Origin of the sequence: Sphingopyxis sp., assembly GCF_040216815.1 — a bacterium.
Lineage (GTDB): Bacteria > Pseudomonadota > Alphaproteobacteria > Sphingomonadales > Sphingomonadaceae > Sphingopyxis.
On sequence record NZ_JAVJOJ010000003.1, the window covers coordinates 24,319 to 41,584 of the forward strand.

19 protein-coding genes and 1 tRNA gene are annotated in these 17,266 nt (G+C 64.9%); 15 read left to right on the top strand and 5 right to left on the bottom strand.

What is annotated here, in order from left to right; all coding sequences use genetic code 11:
• Positions 1-12: 12 nt before the first annotated feature.
• Genes RIA72_RS02745 through RIA72_RS02755 form a run of 3 tightly spaced genes read right to left on the bottom strand, consistent with a single transcriptional unit; the run spans position 13 to position 1,801 of the window.
• Positions 13-291 carry a hypothetical protein gene (locus RIA72_RS02745; RefSeq protein ID WP_350030839.1) on the bottom strand — a complete coding sequence of 93 codons (279 nt, stop codon included), beginning with the start codon at positions 289-291 and terminating at the stop codon, positions 13-15.
• Positions 288-635, bottom strand: a complete 348-nt coding sequence (locus RIA72_RS02750; protein WP_350030840.1) for a hypothetical protein — start codon at positions 633-635, stop codon at positions 288-290. The genes RIA72_RS02745 and RIA72_RS02750 overlap by 4 nt, the downstream gene beginning before the upstream one ends.
• Complete coding sequence (locus RIA72_RS02755; protein WP_350030841.1) at positions 632-1,801, bottom strand: isovaleryl-CoA dehydrogenase; 1,170 nt, start codon at positions 1,799-1,801, stop codon at positions 632-634. The genes RIA72_RS02750 and RIA72_RS02755 overlap by 4 nt, the downstream gene beginning before the upstream one ends.
• Before the next feature lie 100 nt (positions 1,802-1,901).
• On the opposite strand from RIA72_RS02755, the gene RIA72_RS02760 reads away from it, so the two are divergent.
• From RIA72_RS02760 to RIA72_RS02775, 4 genes are all read left to right on the top strand, one after another.
• Complete coding sequence (locus RIA72_RS02760; protein ID WP_350030842.1) at positions 1,902-2,804, top strand: LysR family transcriptional regulator; 903 nt, start codon at positions 1,902-1,904, stop codon at positions 2,802-2,804.
• Positions 2,805-2,862: 58 nt separating this feature from the next.
• Entirely contained in the window at positions 2,863-3,792 is a 930-nt protein-coding gene (gene cysD / locus RIA72_RS02765) for a sulfate adenylyltransferase subunit CysD (protein WP_350030843.1), read from the top strand.
• 118 nt (positions 3,793-3,910) lie between these two features.
• Complete coding sequence (gene cysN / locus RIA72_RS02770) at positions 3,911-5,824, top strand: sulfate adenylyltransferase subunit CysN (protein ID WP_350030844.1); 1,914 nt, start codon at positions 3,911-3,913, stop codon at positions 5,822-5,824.
• Positions 5,825-5,826: 2 nt separating this feature from the next.
• Entirely contained in the window at positions 5,827-6,573 is a 747-nt protein-coding gene (locus RIA72_RS02775; protein ID WP_350030845.1) for a 3'(2'),5'-bisphosphate nucleotidase CysQ, read from the top strand.
• 193 nt (positions 6,574-6,766) lie between these two features.
• Here RIA72_RS02775 and RIA72_RS02780 read toward each other — a convergent pair whose 3' ends face one another.
• Positions 6,767-8,548, bottom strand: a complete 1,782-nt coding sequence (locus tag RIA72_RS02780; RefSeq protein ID WP_350030846.1) for an ABC-F family ATP-binding cassette domain-containing protein — start codon at positions 8,546-8,548, stop codon at positions 6,767-6,769.
• Positions 8,549-8,683: 135 nt separating this feature from the next.
• On the opposite strand from RIA72_RS02780, the gene RIA72_RS02785 reads away from it, so the two are divergent.
• Positions 8,684-9,424, top strand: a complete 741-nt coding sequence (locus RIA72_RS02785; RefSeq protein ID WP_350030847.1) for an SIMPL domain-containing protein — start codon at positions 8,684-8,686, stop codon at positions 9,422-9,424.
• 53 nt (positions 9,425-9,477) lie between these two features.
• Here the strand turns inward: RIA72_RS02785 and RIA72_RS02790 are convergent, their stop codons facing one another.
• Positions 9,478-10,173 (bottom strand): prolyl hydroxylase family protein, encoded by a 696-nt coding sequence (locus RIA72_RS02790; protein ID WP_350030848.1) that lies wholly within the window; start codon positions 10,171-10,173, stop codon positions 9,478-9,480.
• 102 nt (positions 10,174-10,275) lie between these two features.
• On the opposite strand from RIA72_RS02790, the gene RIA72_RS02795 reads away from it, so the two are divergent.
• From RIA72_RS02795 to RIA72_RS02840, 10 genes are all read left to right on the top strand, one after another.
• Positions 10,276-10,352, top strand: a tRNA-His gene (locus RIA72_RS02795).
• 107 nt (positions 10,353-10,459) lie between these two features.
• On the top strand, positions 10,460-11,512 hold the full coding sequence (locus tag RIA72_RS02800) for a Glu/Leu/Phe/Val family dehydrogenase (protein ID WP_350030849.1): 1,053 nt from the start codon (positions 10,460-10,462) through the stop codon (positions 11,510-11,512).
• A 51-nt stretch (positions 11,513-11,563) separates the two neighbouring features.
• Positions 11,564-11,917: a YbaN family protein gene (locus RIA72_RS02805; RefSeq protein WP_350030850.1), complete on the top strand. Its 354-nt coding sequence runs from the start codon at positions 11,564-11,566 to the stop codon at positions 11,915-11,917.
• Positions 11,918-12,211: 294 nt separating this feature from the next.
• Positions 12,212-12,943, top strand: a complete 732-nt coding sequence (ccmC, locus tag RIA72_RS02810; protein ID WP_350030851.1) for a heme ABC transporter permease CcmC — start codon at positions 12,212-12,214, stop codon at positions 12,941-12,943.
• Positions 12,944-12,946: 3 nt separating this feature from the next.
• Positions 12,947-13,102, top strand: a complete 156-nt coding sequence (locus RIA72_RS02815) for a hypothetical protein (protein WP_350030852.1) — start codon at positions 12,947-12,949, stop codon at positions 13,100-13,102.
• Positions 13,099-13,536, top strand: coding sequence for a cytochrome c maturation protein CcmE (gene ccmE / locus RIA72_RS02820; protein WP_350030853.1), 438 nt, complete (start codon positions 13,099-13,101; stop codon positions 13,534-13,536). Before RIA72_RS02815 ends, ccmE begins: the two co-directional genes overlap by 4 nt.
• 143 nt (positions 13,537-13,679) lie before the next feature.
• On the top strand, positions 13,680-15,650 hold the full coding sequence (locus RIA72_RS02825) for a heme lyase CcmF/NrfE family subunit (RefSeq protein WP_350030854.1): 1,971 nt from the start codon (positions 13,680-13,682) through the stop codon (positions 15,648-15,650).
• Complete coding sequence (locus tag RIA72_RS02830; RefSeq protein WP_350030855.1) at positions 15,647-16,177, top strand: DsbE family thiol:disulfide interchange protein; 531 nt, start codon at positions 15,647-15,649, stop codon at positions 16,175-16,177. Before RIA72_RS02825 ends, RIA72_RS02830 begins: the two co-directional genes overlap by 4 nt.
• Positions 16,174-16,605 (top strand): cytochrome c-type biogenesis protein, encoded by a 432-nt coding sequence (locus RIA72_RS02835; protein ID WP_350030856.1) that lies wholly within the window; start codon positions 16,174-16,176, stop codon positions 16,603-16,605. The genes RIA72_RS02830 and RIA72_RS02835 overlap by 4 nt, the downstream gene beginning before the upstream one ends.
• On the top strand, positions 16,602-17,264 hold the full coding sequence (locus tag RIA72_RS02840) for a tetratricopeptide repeat protein (protein WP_350030857.1): 663 nt from the start codon (positions 16,602-16,604) through the stop codon (positions 17,262-17,264). Before RIA72_RS02835 ends, RIA72_RS02840 begins: the two co-directional genes overlap by 4 nt.
• The last annotated feature ends 2 nt before the right edge of the window (positions 17,265-17,266 follow it).

Here is a 17,266-nt window from a genome sequence, read left to right on the forward strand (position 1 = left end):
GTTATCAAGAGGCTATTCCTGCGCGACGGGCTTGTCGCCGGGTTTCTTGCGAATGAGGTGGCGATAGACGCCGACGCAGTTGATGCCGAGCAGCGCGATATTCTGCCATCCGATACCTTCGCTGTCCGACTGAAGGAATCCCCACGCGATCAGTGCGAGGCTGCTGGTGACGAAAATGACGAAGGCCCAGCCGGTCCAGCGCTCGCCGAGGTTGAGCGAAACGATCAGCGCCGCAAAGGTCGCCGCGGCGGCGCCATAATATTGAAGCGCATCGAGCAGGGTCTCGCTCATGCCGCCCCCAACAGCGCGAAGGCGCCCGAAGCCGCCAGAAAAGGCCAGCCGATATGGCGCCCGCGCGTATAGGCGGCATCGAACAATCCTGTTGCCAGCCACGCGGCGCCAATCAGCCGGATCAGCCCGCGCGGTGTACCCGGCCAGACGATCGACGCCGCCGACACGAGCATCAGCAGCGACAGCGCGTGCCAGGCAAGGCGGAACACGCGGCGTGCCAGATCGACGCCCATGATGCCATTATCAAGCGTCATCAGCGGCCCCATCAGCCGCCGCTCGCCAAGAATGGCGTGGATCGCGGCCGTCGTCGTCATAAACGCCGCCGACAGCCAGAGCCAGATCATGCGCCGGCGCCGATCAACTCGCGGCCGATCAGCATCCGGCGGATCTCGTTCGTGCCCGCGCCGATATCGAGCAGCTTGGCATCGCGCCAATAGCGTTCGACCGGCCAGTCCTTCGTATAACCCGCGCCGCCGAGTGCCTGGATCGCTTCGCCCGCAACCTTTACCGCGCTTTCGCTGGCGAGCAGGATCGCGCCGGCGGCGTCGAAGCGTGTCGTCTGTCCCGCGTCGCACGCCTTGGCGACGTTGTAGACATAGGAGCGCGCCGACTGGAGCATCACATACATGTCGGCGACCTTCGCCTGCATCAGCTGGAACGACCCGATGGGTTTGCCGAACTGCTTGCGGTCGCGGACATAGGGAATGACGGTATCGAGGCACGCCTGCATGATACCGAGCTGGAGCCCGGCGAGCACGACGCGTTCATAGTCGAGCCCCGACATAAGCACGCCGACGCCGCCATTTTCGGGTCCCATCACCTGTTCTTCGGGCACTTCGCAATCGGCAAAAACCAGCTCGGCGGTCGGCGAGCCGCGCATTCCGACCTTGTCGATCTTTTGTCCGATGCTGAACCCCGGCATATCCTTTTCAATGAGAAAAGCGGTGATGCCGCGCGACCCCGCTTCGGGGCTGGTCTTGGCATAGACGACCAGCGTGTCGGCGTAGGTCGCATTGGTGATCCAGAATTTGGTGCCGTTGAGGACATAGCCGCCCTGTACCTTGTCCGCCTTCAGCTTCATCGACACGACGTCGCTGCCCGCGCCGGCTTCGGACATGGCGAGGCTGCCGACATGCTCGCCACTGATCAATTTGGGCAGATATTTCGCCTTTTGCTCGGCATTGCCCCACCGGCGGATCTGGTTGACGCAAAGGTTCGAGTGCGCGCCATAGGAGAGGCCGATTGCGGCGCTGGCGCGGCTGACTTCCTCGACCGCGATGACATGTTCCAGATAGCCGAGGCCAAGGCCGCCAAACTCTTCCTCGACAGTGATACCGTGCAGGCCGAGTTCGCCCATTTGCATCCAGAGTTCGTCGCGGGGGAACCAGTCCTCTGCGTCGGCGCGCGCCGCCAGGGGCGCGATCTGTTCGTCGGCGAAGCGGGCAGTGGTTTCGCGGATCATGTCGGCGGTTTCGCCCAGAGAAAAGTCGAAATCGGGGGTGGCGCGCATGGTTTACCTGTCGATCGAGAGCGGGATGGTCCGGGATACTGCCCCAAAAAAGCTGCATATGGAAATTGAAAGAGACCGCGTTTCTGCATAAGAAAAATTTATGATAAAACGGACGCACATTCGGCAATTTCTGGCGGTCGTCGATGCAGGCAGCTTTACCCGTGCCGCGCAGCGCATTCGCGTTACCCAACCCGCGCTCTCGGCCGGGATTGCCGAGCTCGAACGCCTTGCTGGTACGCCGCTGTTCCTTCGCAACCGTCGGCAAATTCGCTTGACCGAGGCGGGCGGCCGCTTCCTGCCGCTCGCGCGCGATCTCGACCGCGGATTCCGCGCGGCGGACAGCTTCGGCCGCGAAAGCGAACCGCAGGCGGCCGAGCTCAAGCTCGGTGTGATCCGGTCGGTCCCCGGCGAATTGCTCCAGGCAATTGCGGCGGCGCTGCGGCCGAGCTTTGCGATCGAGCTGATCGAAAATAGCGATGCCGAGCTGCGCGCGGCGCTGGGAAGCGGTCGCATTCATATGGCCATCACGGTCTTGCGCCCCGGCGAGCGCGGCGGGCATATCGTACCCCTTTATGAAGAGCCGCTGACGATGTTCGTTGCGGCCGATCATCCGCTGGTGGGCCGGATCGAAGTGACGCCCGACGAACTCGCCGCTGAAACGATGATCGCGCGCCGCTCGTGCGAGTTTCTGGGCGCGACAAGCCGCTTCTTCACGCGCCATGGTGTGCGGCCGCGCTTTGCCCTGCGCAGCGAAAGCGATGAGCGTTGTCTGCGGATGGTCGCGGCGGGCATCGGCATTACGACCGCGCCGGTGTCGCTGGCGATCGATGGCATCGTGCCGCTCAAAGTGGCGGGCTATGATTTTCGCCGCGAGCTGGGATTGATCGCTGATCCGGCGTGGACCGCGCTGCCCGACATCGCGCCGCGCTGGGCCCATGGGGGCGAGACGATCGGCGCGATCGCCGCCGAGTGGCGCCAGTTCAAGGTCGACGCGGCTGCATAAGTGCCGATCCGACAAGTCTGGCTTGCAGCGCCAAAAGGCCATACTGCTTGATCGCGAAATGGAGGGACGGCAAGGGCAGGGCATGACCGATACGCTGACCCATCTCGACCGGCTGGAGGCCGAGAGCATCCATATCATGCGCGAAGTGATGGCCGACGCGGCGAAGCCCGTGATGCTTTACTCGGTCGGCAAGGACAGCGCGGTGATGCTGCACTTGGCGCGCAAGGCCTTTTATCCTTCGCCGCCGCCCTTTCCGCTCCTTCACGTCGACACGACGTGGAAGTTCAAGGCGATGTATGAGCTTCGCGACCGCATGGCGGCGGAGAGCGGGATGGAACTGATCGTCTATCAGAATCCGGAAGCGAAGGCACGCGGGATCAACCCGTTCGATCATGGTCCGCTCCATACCGATATGTGGAAGACCGAGGGGCTGAAGCAGGCGCTCGATCTTCACGGCTTCGACGTCGCCTTTGGCGGCGCGCGGCGCGACGAAGAAAAGAGCCGCGCGAAGGAGCGCATCTTTTCGTTCCGCACCGCAAGCCATGGCTGGGACCCGAAGAAGCAGCGCCCCGAGCTGTGGAACCTCTACAATGCGAAGAAGGCGAAGGGGGAGAGCATCCGCGTCTTCCCGATCTCCAACTGGACCGAGCTCGACATCTGGCAGTATATCGCGCGTGAGAACATCCCCATTGTGCCGCTCTATTTCGCGGCGCCGCGTCCCACCGTCGAGCGCGATGGCCTGTTGCTGATGGTCGACGACGAGCGCTTCCCGCTGAAAGATGGCGAGATTCCGGTGGAGCGTTCGGTGCGCTTCCGCACGCTCGGTTGCTATCCGTTGACCGGCGCGGTCGAGAGCGAGGCATCGACGCTGTCCGAGGTCATTCAGGAAATGCTGCTCACCACAACGAGCGAACGTCAGGGCCGCATCATCGACAAGGACGGCGGCGATGCGTCGATGGAGAAGAAGAAGCAGGAGGGGTATTTTTGACCCGTCGCGTCAATCTTCAGATTGACAAAGGGTCAACCCCCGCGAAGGCGGGGGCCGCCAGCGGCGGAGTACCCACGCCAACGGCCCCCGCCTTCGCGGGGGCGACGAGCAAGGCCATATGACCAAAACATCTACAGACCCCATCTATGTCACCGACGCGCTGATAGCAGAGGACATCGACGCCTATCTCGCGCGGCACGAACAGAAATCGCTGCTGCGCTTCATCACCTGCGGCTCGGTCGACGACGGCAAGTCGACGCTGATCGGGCGGCTGCTCTACGACAGCAAGATGATCTTCGAGGACCAGCTTGCCGCGCTCGAAGCCGACAGCAAGCGGGTGGGCACGCAGGGGCAGGAGATCGATTTCGCGCTGCTCGTCGACGGCCTTGCCGCCGAGCGCGAGCAGGGGATCACGATCGACGTCGCCTATCGCTTTTTCACCACCGAAAAGCGCAAGTTCATCGTCGCCGACACGCCGGGGCACGAGCAATATACGCGCAACATGGTGACGGGCGCTTCGACCGCCGACTTGGCCGTCATCCTGATCGACGCGCGCAAGGGCGTGCTGACCCAGACGCGGCGGCACAGCTTCCTCGCGCATCTTCTCGGCATCCGGCATATCGTGCTCGCGGTGAACAAGATGGACCTTGTCGGCTATGACAAGACGGTCTTTGAACGCATCCTGCTGAGCTATCGCAGCTTTGCGAGCGAGATCGGGATCACCGACTTTACCGCCATTCCGATTTCGGGCTTCAAGGGCGACAATATCACCGCGCTTTCGGCCAACACGCCCTGGTACAAGGGACCGGCGCTGGTCCAGCATCTCGAAAATGTCGAGGTCGGCGACGTGGCGGATGCCGACAAGCCATTCCGTATGCCGGTCCAGTGGGTCAACCGGCCAAATCTCGATTTTCGTGGGTTTTCCGGACAGCTAGCGAGTGGATCGGTGAAGCCGGGAGATCCGGTGCGCGTCTTGCCGAGCGGCAAGCAGACAGTGATCGAGCGCATCGTCACACTCGGCGGCGACCTCGATGAAGCCGTTGCCGGCCAGTCGGTGACGCTGACCTTTGCCGATGAAGTCGATTGCTCGCGCGGCGACGTCATCGCGGCGGCGGACAATCCGCCTGAGGCCGCCGACCAGTTCGAGGCCACGCTCGTCTGGATGGCCGACGAGGCAATGATCCCCGGACGCGCCTATTGGCTGAAGCTCGCGACGCAGAGTGTCTCGGCGACGGTGCAGGCGCCGAAATATGAGATCAACGTCAACACGCTCGACCATCTCGCGGCAAAGACGCTGGAGTTGAACGGCATCGGCGTTGTCGAGCTGTCGACCGACAAGCCGATCACGTTCGAGGCTTATGGCGACAATCATACGCTCGGTGGGTTCATCCTGATCGACAAGCTGACTAACGCGACGGTCGCCGCGGGGATGCTGCATTTCAGCCTGCGCCGCGCGCAGAATGTCCACTGGCAGGCGACCGACATCGATCGCGACATGCGCGCGAACCTCAAGAATCAGCGCCCGGCGCTGCTCTGGTTCACCGGTCTCTCGGGATCGGGCAAGTCGACGATCGCCAACCTGGTCGAAAAGAAGCTGCACCGGATGAACCGGCACAGCTTCCTGCTCGACGGCGACAATGTCCGTCACGGGCTCAACCGCGACCTCGGCTTTACCGAGGCCGACCGGATCGAGAATATCCGCCGCGTCGGCGAGGTCGCGAAGCTGATGACCGACGCGGGGCTGATCGTCATCACCGCCTTCATCTCGCCGTTTCGGGCCGAGCGCGAAATGGTGCGCGGCATGATGCCCGAGGGCGAGTTCCTCGAAATCTTCATCGACACGCCGCTCGAAGAAGCCGAGCGGCGCGACGTGAAGGGCCTCTACAAAAAGGCGCGCGCGGGGCAGCTCAAGAATTTCACCGGCATCGACAGCCCTTATGAAGCGCCCGATCAGCCCGAGATCCGCATCGACACGACCGCGATGACCCCCGACGAAGCGGCCGATCTCATTATCGACCGTTTGCTGGGATAGACATGATCGCGGGGGAAAGCGACGAACAGCTCGCCGGACGGCTTGCCACCGCAGCAGGTGCGATCCTGCTCGACCTGCGCGCGCGCGAAGGCCTTGACGGCAAGGCGTTGGGGAGGGCGGGGGACGAGCAGGCGAATGCGATGCTATGCCGCGAAATCCGCGCCGCGCGTCCCGCCGATGCGCTTTTGTCCGAGGAGGAGAAGGACAATCCGGCGCGCCGCGAAAATGCGCGTGTGTGGATCGTCGATCCGCTCGACGGTACGCGCGAATATGGCGAGGGCCGAAGCGACTGGGCCGTGCATGTTGCGCTCGCGATCGACGGCATCGCCGCGGTCGGCGCGGTGGCGCTGCCGGGGTTGGGGGTGACGCTGACGTCGGCGTCGCCGCCACCGCTCGCGCCGCCGGGCGACCCGCCAAAGATGCTGGTCAGCCGCACGCGTCCCGCCGCCGAAGCGCTGTTCGTTGCCCAACATCTGGGCGCCGAGCTGGTCGCGATGGGTTCGGCGGGCGCGAAAGCCATGGCGGTGGTGCGCGGCGAGGCCGACGTCTATCTCCACACCGGCGGCCAGTATGAATGGGACAATTGCGCGCCCGTCGCGGTCGCTGCGGCTGCCGGACTCCATGTAAGCCGAGTGGACGGCTCGCCACTGCGCTACAACAATGCCGATACTTATCTTCCCGACCTTCTGATCTGCCGCAAGGAACTGGCGGACGAGGTGTTGCGGCTGGCGCGGGAGTTTGTCGGCTAGCGACCGAAAGCCGCGCTCAACTCTATCGTCATCCCGGCGAAGGGTGTTAAGAGGCACGTGACTCTGAAACACGATCTCACCCTATCGGTTTACCGCGACGGCGAGATCCCGGCCTTCGCCGGGATGACGGATAAAGGAAGGTCGGGAAACCCACCCCAAAACGGTCGTTTGCTTCGGTCAGGGCCAGCCCCGCTTATTGCAGCCCCTCGACCTCTTCCGCCAGCGCCAGCCAGCGGTCTTCGGCAGCGGTCTTTTCGCGGCGTAGCGCATCAAGCTGAGCGGTCAGCGCATTGAAGCGGGCATTGTCGCGCGTGAACAGCGCGCCGTCGGACAATTCGATCTCGATTGCCGCCATCTCGGCCTCGATCGCCTCGATCCGAGCGGGGAGGAGATCGTAGTCGCGCTGGTCCTTGTAAGAGAGTTTCTTGCGCGCCTGTGGGGGCGCGGGCGGCGCGGCTTCGCTGGCGGGGGATTTGGTTTTGGCCGTCGAAGGCCGGACGCGCTTCGCTTCCCAGTCGGCATAGCCGCCCGCGACGATGTCGACCCTGCCCGATCCGTCGAGGCCGAGCGTGACCGTGACGGTACGGTCGAGGAAGTCGCGGTCGTGGCTGACCAGCAGCACGGTGCCGGCATAATCGGCGATGACCTCCTGCAACAGGTCGAGCGTTTCGAGGTCGAGGTCGTTGGTCGGCTCGTCGAGCACGAGCAGGTTCGATTCGCGGGCGAATTCGCGCGCCAGCAAAAGCCGCGACCGCTCGCCGCCCGAAAGCGCGCCGACGCTCGCCTCGACGACGCCGGGATCGAAAAGAAACTCCTTCAGATAGCCCTGAATATGCTTTTTGACCCCGCGCACCTCGACCCAGTCGCCGCCGTCGGCAAGCACGTCGCGAACACGCTTTTCGGGCGAAAGCAGGCTGCGCTGCTGGTCGATGACGATCCCGTCGAGCGTCGGGGCGAGGGTGACGCTGCCGCTGTCGGGCTGAATCTCGCCGGTCAGCAGTTTGAGCAGGGTCGATTTTCCCGCACCGTTGGCTCCCACGATGCCGATGCGGTCGCCGCGCTGGACGCGGAAGTCGAAATTTTTGATGATCGTACGATCGCCAAAACTCTTCGAGATATTCTCAGCGACGATCACCGATTTCGAGCGGACATCGTCGTTGGCGAGGCCCAGTTTGGCGACGCCGGGGCCGCCGACCATCGCGGCGCGCGCGGCGCGCATCTCCTTGAGTTTTTCGAGCCGCCCCTGGTTGCGCTTGCGCCGTGCGGTGACGCCGCGTTCGAGCCAATGCGCCTCGAGCCGCAGTTTCGAATCGAGCTTTTGCGCCGCGCGCGCTTCCTCGGCATAGACCGCCTCGGTCCATTCCTCGAAGCCGCCGAAGCCGATTTCCTTGCGGCGGATGCTACCGCGATCGAGCCACAATGTCTGGCGTGTCAGCCGGGTAAGGAAGGTGCGGTCGTGACTGATGACGACAAAGGCGCCCGTATAACGCGACAGCCAGCTTTCGAGCCAGTCGATCGCGGCGAGGTCGAGGTGGTTGGTCGGCTCGTCGAGCAGCAAAACGTCGGGGTTCTGCGCGAGTGCGCGGGCGATCGCGGCGCGGCGGCGTTCGCCGCCCGACGCGCTCGCGGCGGTGCGGTTCATGTCGATGCCGAGCTGATCGGCGATCGCGGCGACCTCATGCGCGGGCGGGCCGTCCTTTCCGGCGACCGCAAAATCCATCAGCGTCGCGAAAGGCCCGAAATCGGGTTCCTGTTCGAGCATGACCACATGCGTACCGGGAACGATCGTGCGCTTGCCCTTGTCGGGGTCGATCCGCCCGGCGAGCAGCTTGAGCAAGGTCGTTTTGCCCGCACCGTTGCGCCCGATCAGCGCGAGCCGATCGCGCTGGCCGACATAGATGTCGAGATCCTGGAACAGCCAGCCACTGCCCTGCACAAGGCCGAGGCCTTCATAAGATAAGATCGGTGCTGCCATGATGAACGGCCCGCTACCGATACGTTCAGTCTGATGCAAGCGTCGTCGGTGCAAAGGCCGGAACGCGCCCGCTTCGTCTTGCGTTAGGGGTGGGTAAAGCAACCGGCCGCACATACGGCCGCACAGGAGATTGAAATGAAGAAGCAAATGCTCGTCGCGCTGGCCGCTGGTCTTATGACCGCTGCCGCCCCCGCCATCGCCCAGCCAGGAGGATCGACCGTGACCACCGCGACCGCGCAAGGCCCGATCCTGTCGTTCGGCGTCACCAAGGAGGTGCGCTCGCGCCCCGACGAGGCGACGATCGGCGCGGGCGTCACCACGACGGCGCCCACCGCGGTCGAAGCGATGCGGCTTAATGCTGCGGCCATGGACAAGCTGATCGCTGCCGCCAAGGCGCGCGGGATCAAGGCCGAAAACATCCAGACGAGCGGTATCAACCTGTCGCCGCAATATGACTATAACAATCGCAGCGATGGCCAGCCGCCGCGTTTCATCGGCTATCAGGTGAGCAATTCGGTGCGCGCGACCACCGGAAACATCGCCGACATCGGCCCGCTGCTCGACGCGCTCGTTGCGGCGGGGGGCACCAATGTCGACGGGCCGTGGTTCGGGGTGAAGGATCCCGACGCCGTTCTCGCCGGCGCGCGCGGCGAGGCAATCAAGACGGCCGAAGCGAAGGCTGCGGACTATGCGCGGCTCGCGGGCTTTCGCAGCGCCGAGCTGGTGTCGATCAGCGAAGGCGGCTTTGGCGGGGGACAGCCCCCGATGCCGATGGCTCGAATGGAAATTGCCGCCGACGCCAAATCGACGCCAGTGGAGCCGGGGCGCGTGTCGAACAGCCTGACGCTCAATTTTCAGTATCGATTGGTACGGTAACTCGATCTCGTCACCCCGGCCCATGCCGGGGTGACGAGACATTGAAGATCACCTCATCCTGCCGAGGGTCGCCCCAACTCCCCTTCGGCCCACGGCCAGGGGCGTTCGCGGAACCATTTGGTGATGATATATTTGCGGCCCTTGCGCACCTTCATTCCGTGATGAAGCGTGTCGGGGTTCGCCGTTCCGTCGGGGCGGATATTATTCCAGGCGAGCAGCTTGCCGACCTCCGGCTGGTGCATCTTGCCCGTCGAAAGGAAGCGGGTCGCTCCGCCCGCTGCCGGTTCGTTGAGATAGATCATCAGCGTCCAGCTCCGCTGCCCCGGCACTGCGCAATAGGTCTCCCAATCGCCGCCATGCGGGTCGAAATAGTCGGTATGCGCCTTGAATTCCTGTCCGACGTCATAACGCTGGCCCTGCATCGGTTCGCCATAGGCGAGCGGTATCCCCGTGAGGTCGTGGAGACGTTCGTTCACCGCGATCACCAGCGGGTCGCGATGATCGAGGTCGCAGGTCGTGCTGGTGCGGAACGCCTCGTCGCCGTTCGGGTCGGCGATGGTCGAGGGGTGCACGTCGCGATCGATCTGGGCGATCAGCGCGGCGCAGCTTTCAGGATCGAGGAAGCGCGAAAGCATGAACTGCTGAAGCTTCGGCGTCGGAGCGCGGCGGATACCGGGAACGGCGGCGAGCCGCTCGGCGGTGCGGTCGGCGCCCGAGGTCGCCAAGTCGACATGATCTTTGCCAGCCATGCGGCGCTTTTACAGGCCCGGCTCGGCGCGAACAATGCTTGACGAAGGGTTGGGTCACGCCTATCGCCGCGCGCTGTCGGACGCGTTTCCGCCCGACATGTGGCGATCATAGCTCAGTTGGTTAGAGCGCCGGTTTGTGGTACCGGAGGTCGCGGGTTCGAGCCCCGTTGATCGCCCCATTTCCCTGTCGCCGTGCGTCCGAAATTTTGGGACGCTTTTGAGGTGACTCGACCCCCCTGTTTGATTATTACGCCTTCACGTAATTTTTTAACGTGAGGATGAGCCAATGTCCGCTGTCTGGGATTTCGCCGATTTCGACGACCATGAACATGTCCACATGTTCCGCGATCGCGCGAGCGGGCTTACGGCGGTCATCGCGGTCCACTCGACCCACCTCGGCCCCGGTGCCGGCGGCGTTCGTTACTGGCATTATCCGCAGCGCGCTGCGGCGATCACCGACGCGCTGCGCCTGTCGCGCGGCATGAGCTATAAAAATGCCATGGCGGGGCTGCCGATGGGCGGCGGCAAGGGCGTGATCCTCGCCGACGAACAGGGCGCGAAGAGCCCCGAACTGCTCGCGGCGTTCGGACGCGCGGTCGAATCGCTTGGGGGCGCTTATGTGACCGCCGAAGACGTCGGCATCACCGACGCCGACATGGTCGAGATTGCGAAGCAGACAAAGCATGTCAGCGGCCTGCCGGTGGCCAGCGGCGCCGATGCCGGCGGCGACCCGGGACCGTTTACTGCGCTCGGCGTCTATCTGGGCATCAAGGCGGCAATTCGCGAAGGGCTGAAAACCGACAGCGCCAAGGATGTCCGCATCGCGATCCAGGGCGTCGGCAGTGTTGGCGGCGGCGTCGCGCGGCGGCTCGCGGCCGAAGGGGCGAAGCTCACGCTCGCCGACGTCAATCTGGCGCGCGCGAAGGCGCTCGCTGAGGAACTCGGGGCCGAACTCGCCGATTCGGCAGCGATCATGGAGGTCGAGGCCGACGTGCTGAGCCCCAACGCGCTCGGCGCCATCCTGACCGAACACAGCATCGCGAAGCTGCGCGTGCCGATCGTTGCGGGCGGCGCGAACAACCAGCTTGCGACCGCGCTCGACGGCCAGCGCGTGCATGATCGCGGGATCGTCTATGCTCCCGATTATGTGATCAATGCCGGCGGGATCATCAACGTCGCGCTCGAATATCTCGGGCAGGGAAGCCGCGAGGAAGTCGAGAGCCGCATCCATCAGATTCCCGGCCGCCTCGCGGAAATCTGGGCCGAGAGCAAGGCGAGCGGAACGCCGGCGTCGGTCGTTGCCGACCGCATGGCGCAGAAGCTGATCGGCCGCGGCTAACCCGTTGCAAGGGCTGGCGCGGGATGGGAAATCCGCTAAGCCAGCCTTCGCATGAAACGGCATTTCTATCTGGTCGCGGGCTGGTTGTCGCTCGGCCTGGGGGCGATCGGCGCGGTGCTGCCGTTGCTGCCGACGGTGCCTTTCGTCATCTTCGCCGCCTTTTGCTTCGCGCGTTCGTCACCGCGGCTCGAGGCGTGGCTGGTCGAGCATCCGGCTTTTGGACAGCACATCGTCGCCTGGCGCGACCGTGGCGCGATCAGCCGCAAGGGCAAGATCGCGGCGACGCTGGCGTTCGCGCTGAGCATTGGGCTCGCGGTCGCCTTTGCGCCCTGGCCCTGGATGATGGCGCCAATCGTCGCGGCGGCGGTCGGCGGCAGCTGGATCTGGACACGGCCGGAAGGGTGAGTCTGGTTAGGAGGTGAACGGACAACTTCCGTTCGGTCATCCCGGCGAATGCCGGGATCTCGCCGGTGCTGTAAATCATTAGGGTGAAATCCCGGCCTTTGCCGCGAGGACGAGGGCAGGGATGTCCTGTTTCGGCCGAAAGCCGTCGTCCGGTGTGCACGCTCGGTCGCCGGGCCAGGATGGTGATCGCAGAGTTGACCTGTCGCGCGCAGCAAGCAACATATCCGTGCCGGGTCGCGCCGGGCAAATTGCTGGACCCTCATCTCCGGCTCGCCTAAGGACGACGCCGAACCGATGCACGCCTACGCCAATCCGACCCGCTTTCTGGCGATCGCCAAACCTTTGACGCCGTGGCTGCTCGGCGCCGGGTTGCTGCTCGCGATCGGTGGCGCCTTCGCCGGACTGACGATGGTGCCGGGCGATTATAAACAGGGCGAAACCGCGCGGATCTTGTATGTACATGTCCCGTCCGCGTGGCTCGGCATGGGGGGCTGGACGGCGCTCGCGATTGCGGGCCTGATCCAGCTTGTCTGGCGCCATCCTTTGTCGGGCATCGCGGCACGCGCGATTGCGGTGCCGGGGATGCTGTTCACCGCGCTCTGCCTTGCGACCGGGTCGATCTGGGGCAAGCCGACCTGGGGCACCTGGTGGGAATGGGACGGGCGGATGACGTCGATGCTCGTCCTCTTGTTCCTCTATGCGGGCTTTATCGCACTGACGAGCGGCGATGATGGGCAGCGGCAGGGCGGTTCACTGACGCGCGGCGCGGCGATCTATGCGCTGGTCGGCGCGATCAACATTCCGATCATCAACCGCAGCGTCGTGTGGTGGAACAGCCTGCATCAAGGACCCAGCATTACGCTGCGCGGATCGAGCATCGACGGAGCGCTGTTGTGGCCGCTGGGCTTGACGCTGATCGGTTTTTCGCTGCTGTTCGGCGCGATCGTTCTGATGCGGATGCGGCGGATCATCGCCGACAACCGCGTTGCGGCGCGACTGCGGCGATTGGCCGACGAGGAGGATTGACGCGTGACGGGGGTGATCAGCGGGAGCGGCCAATGGGCATTCGTTGCCGCAGCCTATGCGCTGACGGCGGCGCTTACCGGCGCGGTACTTTGGGCGAGCTGGCGCGCGATGACGAAGGCCGAGAAGCGCAGCGACGCCTTGCGGAGGGATCGCGCGTGAAGGCCAAGCATCAACGGCTGGTGCTGGCGCTGGTCGCGCTGGCGGGCGTGGCCGGCGCGGGCGTGCTCGCGGCGAGCGCGCTGCGCGACGAGGCCGCCTATTTCCGCACGCCGGTCGAGGTGCAGGGGGGCAAGGCCGCGGTCGGGGAGGCGATGCGGCTGGGCGGCATGGTCGCGAAGGGCAGCATCGACAGGCAGGCCGACGGGCTGACGATCCGCTTCGTTGCGACCGACGGCCGGGCGTCTGTGCCGGTCGAGTATAAGGGCATCGTCCCCGACCTTTTCGGCGAAGAAAGCGGCATGGTCGCCGATGGGCGGATGCGCGCCGATGGTGTTTTCGTCGCCGATCGCATCCTCGCCAAGCATGACGAGCGTTACATGCCGCCGCAGATGGGCGATATGCCCAAGGATATGAAGGCGGCGCCGGGGGTATGAGCGACGTCCATTCTATCGTCATCCCGGCCCTTCGACTGCCTTGGCAGGCGCTCAGGATATTGGCTGAAGGCCGGGATCTCAACACCGCGTATGAACGCCAAGGGCGAGACCCCGGCCTTCGCCGGGGTGACGGAGGTTAGGTTGTGATCGCCGAACTCGGCCTCGCGCTGCTGTGGATCGCGGCTGCGCTCGCGTGCCTTTCGCTGGTTGCGGGCACAATGTTCCTGCGCGGGGGACCCAAGGATTTGGGGGCGCTCGTGCGGCCCGCGAGCGTCGCCCAGGGATTGCTGACAACCGCTGCCTTCGCTTTGCTGATCGCGCTTTTCGTACGATCGGACATGTCGGTCGAGCTGGTCGCACGCAACAGCAACAGTCTGAAGCCGATGATCTTCAAGATCGCGGGAACGTGGGGCAATCACGAAGGATCGATGCTGCTGTGGCTGATGATCCTGTCGCTGTCGGGCGCGCTGATCGCATTGTTCGAAAAAAGACTGCGCGAGGATACGCTGGTGGCGACACTCAGCGCGCAGGCGGCGCTGAGTCTGGGGTTTTTTGCCTTTCTGCTTTTTTCGTCCAACCCGTTCAAGCGCTTGTCCGTCGCGCCGCCCGACGGGCAGGGGCTCAACCCGCTGTTGCAGGACGTCGGTTTGGCCTTTCACCCGCCGACGCTCTACGTCGGTTATGTCGGGCTGTCGGTCGCGTTCAGCTTTGCCGTCGGCGCGCTGATCACGCGCGAGATCGGCCCGGCCTTCGCGCGCGCGATGCGGCCGTGGGTGCTCGGCAGCTGGATTTTCCTGACGCTCGGGATCACCGCGGGGAGCTATTGGGCTTATTACGAACTGGGCTGGGGCGGCTGGTGGTTCTGGGACCCGGTCGAGAATGTTTCGCTCGTGCCGTGGCTCGCGGGCGCGGCACTGCTTCATTCGGTTGCGGTGACGGCAACGCGCAATGCGCTGCGCGCATGGACGGTGATGCTCGCGGTGATCGGATTCTCGATGTCGATGGTCGGCACCTTCATCGTCCGGTCGGGGCTTTTGACCAGCGTGCACAGCTTTGCGGTCGATCCCGAGCGGGGTACCTTCCTGCTCGTGCTGATGGCGATCTATATCGGCGGCGCGTTGACGTTGTTCGCGCTGCGTGCCGGGGCGGTCGCCGAGGGCAAGAAATTCGCACTGCTGAGCCGCGAAGGATCGCTGGTGATCAACAATCTGCTGCTGACGACGATTCTCGCGCTCGTCCTGCTCGGCACGCTCTATCCGATCGTGGCCGAAGCGATGGGTGAGAAAATCTCGGTCGGGCCGCCCTATTATAACCGTGTCGCCGGGCCGCTCGCGCTGATCCTCTGCCTCGTCATGGTCGCTGGACCGCTGCTCAGTTGGCGCAGGGACGACGGCAAGCGGCTGTGGTCGCGCTTGCCCCCGGCGGTCCTTGTCGGGGCGGTGGTGCTGTTCGCCTTGGTCCTGTTCGGCGGCAAGGTCGGCATCCTGCCGCTGCTCGGCATGACCGTCGCCGGCGTCGTCGCGGTCGCCAGCCTTGCGCCGCTGTGGGGACGCAATCTTCGCCGTACGCCGCTCCCCACCTGGGGCATGGTGGTGGCGCATTTCGGGGTCGCCGTCTGTCTGGCCGGAATGGGCGCCGAAAGCGCCTTCATCAAGGAACGGCTGGTCGCGGCGGCGCCGGGCGAAACCATCCGCATTGCCGATTTCGCGGTGCGGTTCGAGGGGGTGAAACCTGTCGCCGGGCCGAACTTCACGTCGATCGAAGGCACGTTGGTCGCCACGACATCCTCGGGCGACCGCTTTGTAATGAAGCCCGAAGCTCGAACTTTTCCGGGGTTGATGGGCACGGCGCCGACCGAAACGAACGAAGCGGCGCTGCTGACGCGTCCTGGCGGGCAGCTTTACGCCGTGCTGGGCCAGCCGGTAACGGGCGTCGACGGGCGCACCGACCGCTACCAGATTCGCCTCTGGTGGAAACCTTTGGTGTGGTGGATATGGCTAGGCGGCGGACTGATCGCGCTCGGCGCCGCGCTGTCGCTGCTCGGCCGCGCGCAATTGCTGACGCTGTGGCGCGCACGCCGGTACCGCAAATCGCAGGAGGCTTTTGCGCCATGAAGAACCGCTGGGTCCTCTTCGTTCCGCTGGCGATCATGGGGCTGTTGTTCGGCGCCTTCATCTATCGGCTGGTGACGCCGGCCGAGACGCTGATCCAGTCGCAATGGATCGACAAGCCGATGCCGCTGTTCGACTTGCCGCCCGCGACCGCGGGGGTTTCGGGGCTGAAGAGCAGCGAGCTTGCCGACGGGCGGCCGCGGCTGGTCAATGTGTTCGCAAGCTGGTGCATCCCGTGCCGTGCCGAGGCGCCGCAGCTCGAGGCGCTGAAGGCCGCAGGCGTCCCGATCGACGGTATCGCGATCCGCGACCGGCCCGAAGATGTCGCGCAGTTCCTGAAGGAATATGGCAATCCGTTCGACCGCATCGGCGCCGATATGCAAAGCAGCGTTCAGATCGCTCTGGGGTCGTCGGGCGTCCCCGAAACCTTTCTGATCGACGGCAAGGGGATCATCCGCGAGCAAATCCAGGGCGTGATCCTGGCCGATCAGGTGCCCGAGATTGTCGCGAAGCTCGAGGCGATGAAGTGAGCTGGCGGCTCGCACTCCTAGGCCTGCTGGCAGCGCTGGCGTTTCCGCTGGCGGCGCAGGACCGGCTGCCGCCCGCACCCTATGCTTATGAGCAATTGAACGATCCTGCAAAGGAAGCGCGCGCCAAGGCACTGATGGAAGAGCTGCGCTGCCTTGTCTGTCAGGGACAGTCGATTGCTGACAGCGACGCGCCGCTCGCCGGCGACATGCGGCACGAGGTTCGCAGCAAGATCGCCGCGGGCGAAAGCCCCGAGGAGATCAAGGCATGGCTCGTCGCGCGCTATGGCAATTGGGTGACATATGACCCGCCGTTCGACGGCGCGACGGCGCTGCTCTGGCTGGGCCCACTGTTGTTCCTCGGCATCGGCGGCTGGCTCGCCTTCGGGCGGTTCCGGCGCGGCGAGGGCGATGCGGAGGACCGGCCGTGACGTGGCTGGGGGTCATGCTGGCTGCGGCGTTCACGATCGGCGGCATTTTCTGGCTTGGCCGACTGCCTGTCGCGGCGCGTCCGCTGGTGGGGGCCGCAGTGATGCTGGGTCTTGCGGGCTATGCCTTGCAGGGAAGCCCGGCGCTGCCCGGCAAGCCGGTGGCTGCCGCCACCGAGCCCGAGGGGTTTGGTGAAGCGCTGACCGATCAGCGGCAGGGGATGGCCGAACGCTTTGGTCCCGCGGCGCAATGGCTGGGCATGTCCGACGGATTTGCGCGCACGGGCAAGACCGAGCTCGCGGCGAAGACGCTGGAGAAGGGGCTGGAGAAATACCCCGACAATGTCGACCTTTGGGTCGGACTCGGCAATGCGCTTGCGGCGCATGGCGGGGGCATGATGTCGCCTGCGGCGGCGCTGGCGTTCGACGAAGCGGCGCGGCGCGACCCGTCGCATCCCGCCCCACCCTTTTTCGCCGGGCTGGCGCTAGCGCAGGGCGGCGACCTTAAGGGCGCGGAGGCGGTGTGGAGCGAATTGCTCGCGCGCAGCCCGGCGGATGCGCCCTGGCGCTCCGATCTTGAAATGCGCCTCGCGCAGTTGCGGCAGGCACTCGGACCGCCGCCCGTCCCGGTGGATCGCGGCGCGGAAGGCGTCCCAAATTGAAA

Excerpts from the sequence above, each read along its gene's own strand:
- RIA72_RS02745 (WP_350030839.1), bottom strand. The coding sequence starts at position 291 with ATGAGCGAGACCCTGCTCGATGCGCTTCAATATTATGGCGCCGCCGCG.
- RIA72_RS02750 (WP_350030840.1), bottom strand. The coding sequence starts at position 635 with ATGATCTGGCTCTGGCTGTCGGCGGCGTTTATGACGACGACGGCCGCG.
- RIA72_RS02755 (WP_350030841.1), bottom strand. The coding sequence starts at position 1,801 with ATGCGCGCCACCCCCGATTTCGACTTTTCTCTGGGCGAAACCGCCGAC.
- RIA72_RS02760 (WP_350030842.1), top strand. The coding sequence starts at position 1,902 with ATGATAAAACGGACGCACATTCGGCAATTTCTGGCGGTCGTCGATGCA.
- cysD (WP_350030843.1), top strand. The coding sequence starts at position 2,863 with ATGGAGGGACGGCAAGGGCAGGGCATGACCGATACGCTGACCCATCTC.
- cysN (WP_350030844.1), top strand. The coding sequence starts at position 3,911 with ATGACCAAAACATCTACAGACCCCATCTATGTCACCGACGCGCTGATA.
- RIA72_RS02775 (WP_350030845.1), top strand. The coding sequence starts at position 5,827 with ATGATCGCGGGGGAAAGCGACGAACAGCTCGCCGGACGGCTTGCCACC.
- RIA72_RS02780 (WP_350030846.1), bottom strand. The coding sequence starts at position 8,548 with ATGGCAGCACCGATCTTATCTTATGAAGGCCTCGGCCTTGTGCAGGGC.
- RIA72_RS02785 (WP_350030847.1), top strand. The coding sequence starts at position 8,684 with ATGAAGAAGCAAATGCTCGTCGCGCTGGCCGCTGGTCTTATGACCGCT.
- RIA72_RS02790 (WP_350030848.1), bottom strand. The coding sequence starts at position 10,173 with ATGGCTGGCAAAGATCATGTCGACTTGGCGACCTCGGGCGCCGACCGC.
- RIA72_RS02800 (WP_350030849.1), top strand. The coding sequence starts at position 10,460 with ATGTCCGCTGTCTGGGATTTCGCCGATTTCGACGACCATGAACATGTC.
- RIA72_RS02805 (WP_350030850.1), top strand. The coding sequence starts at position 11,564 with ATGAAACGGCATTTCTATCTGGTCGCGGGCTGGTTGTCGCTCGGCCTG.
- ccmC (WP_350030851.1), top strand. The coding sequence starts at position 12,212 with ATGCACGCCTACGCCAATCCGACCCGCTTTCTGGCGATCGCCAAACCT.
- RIA72_RS02830 (WP_350030855.1), top strand. The coding sequence starts at position 15,647 with ATGAAGAACCGCTGGGTCCTCTTCGTTCCGCTGGCGATCATGGGGCTG.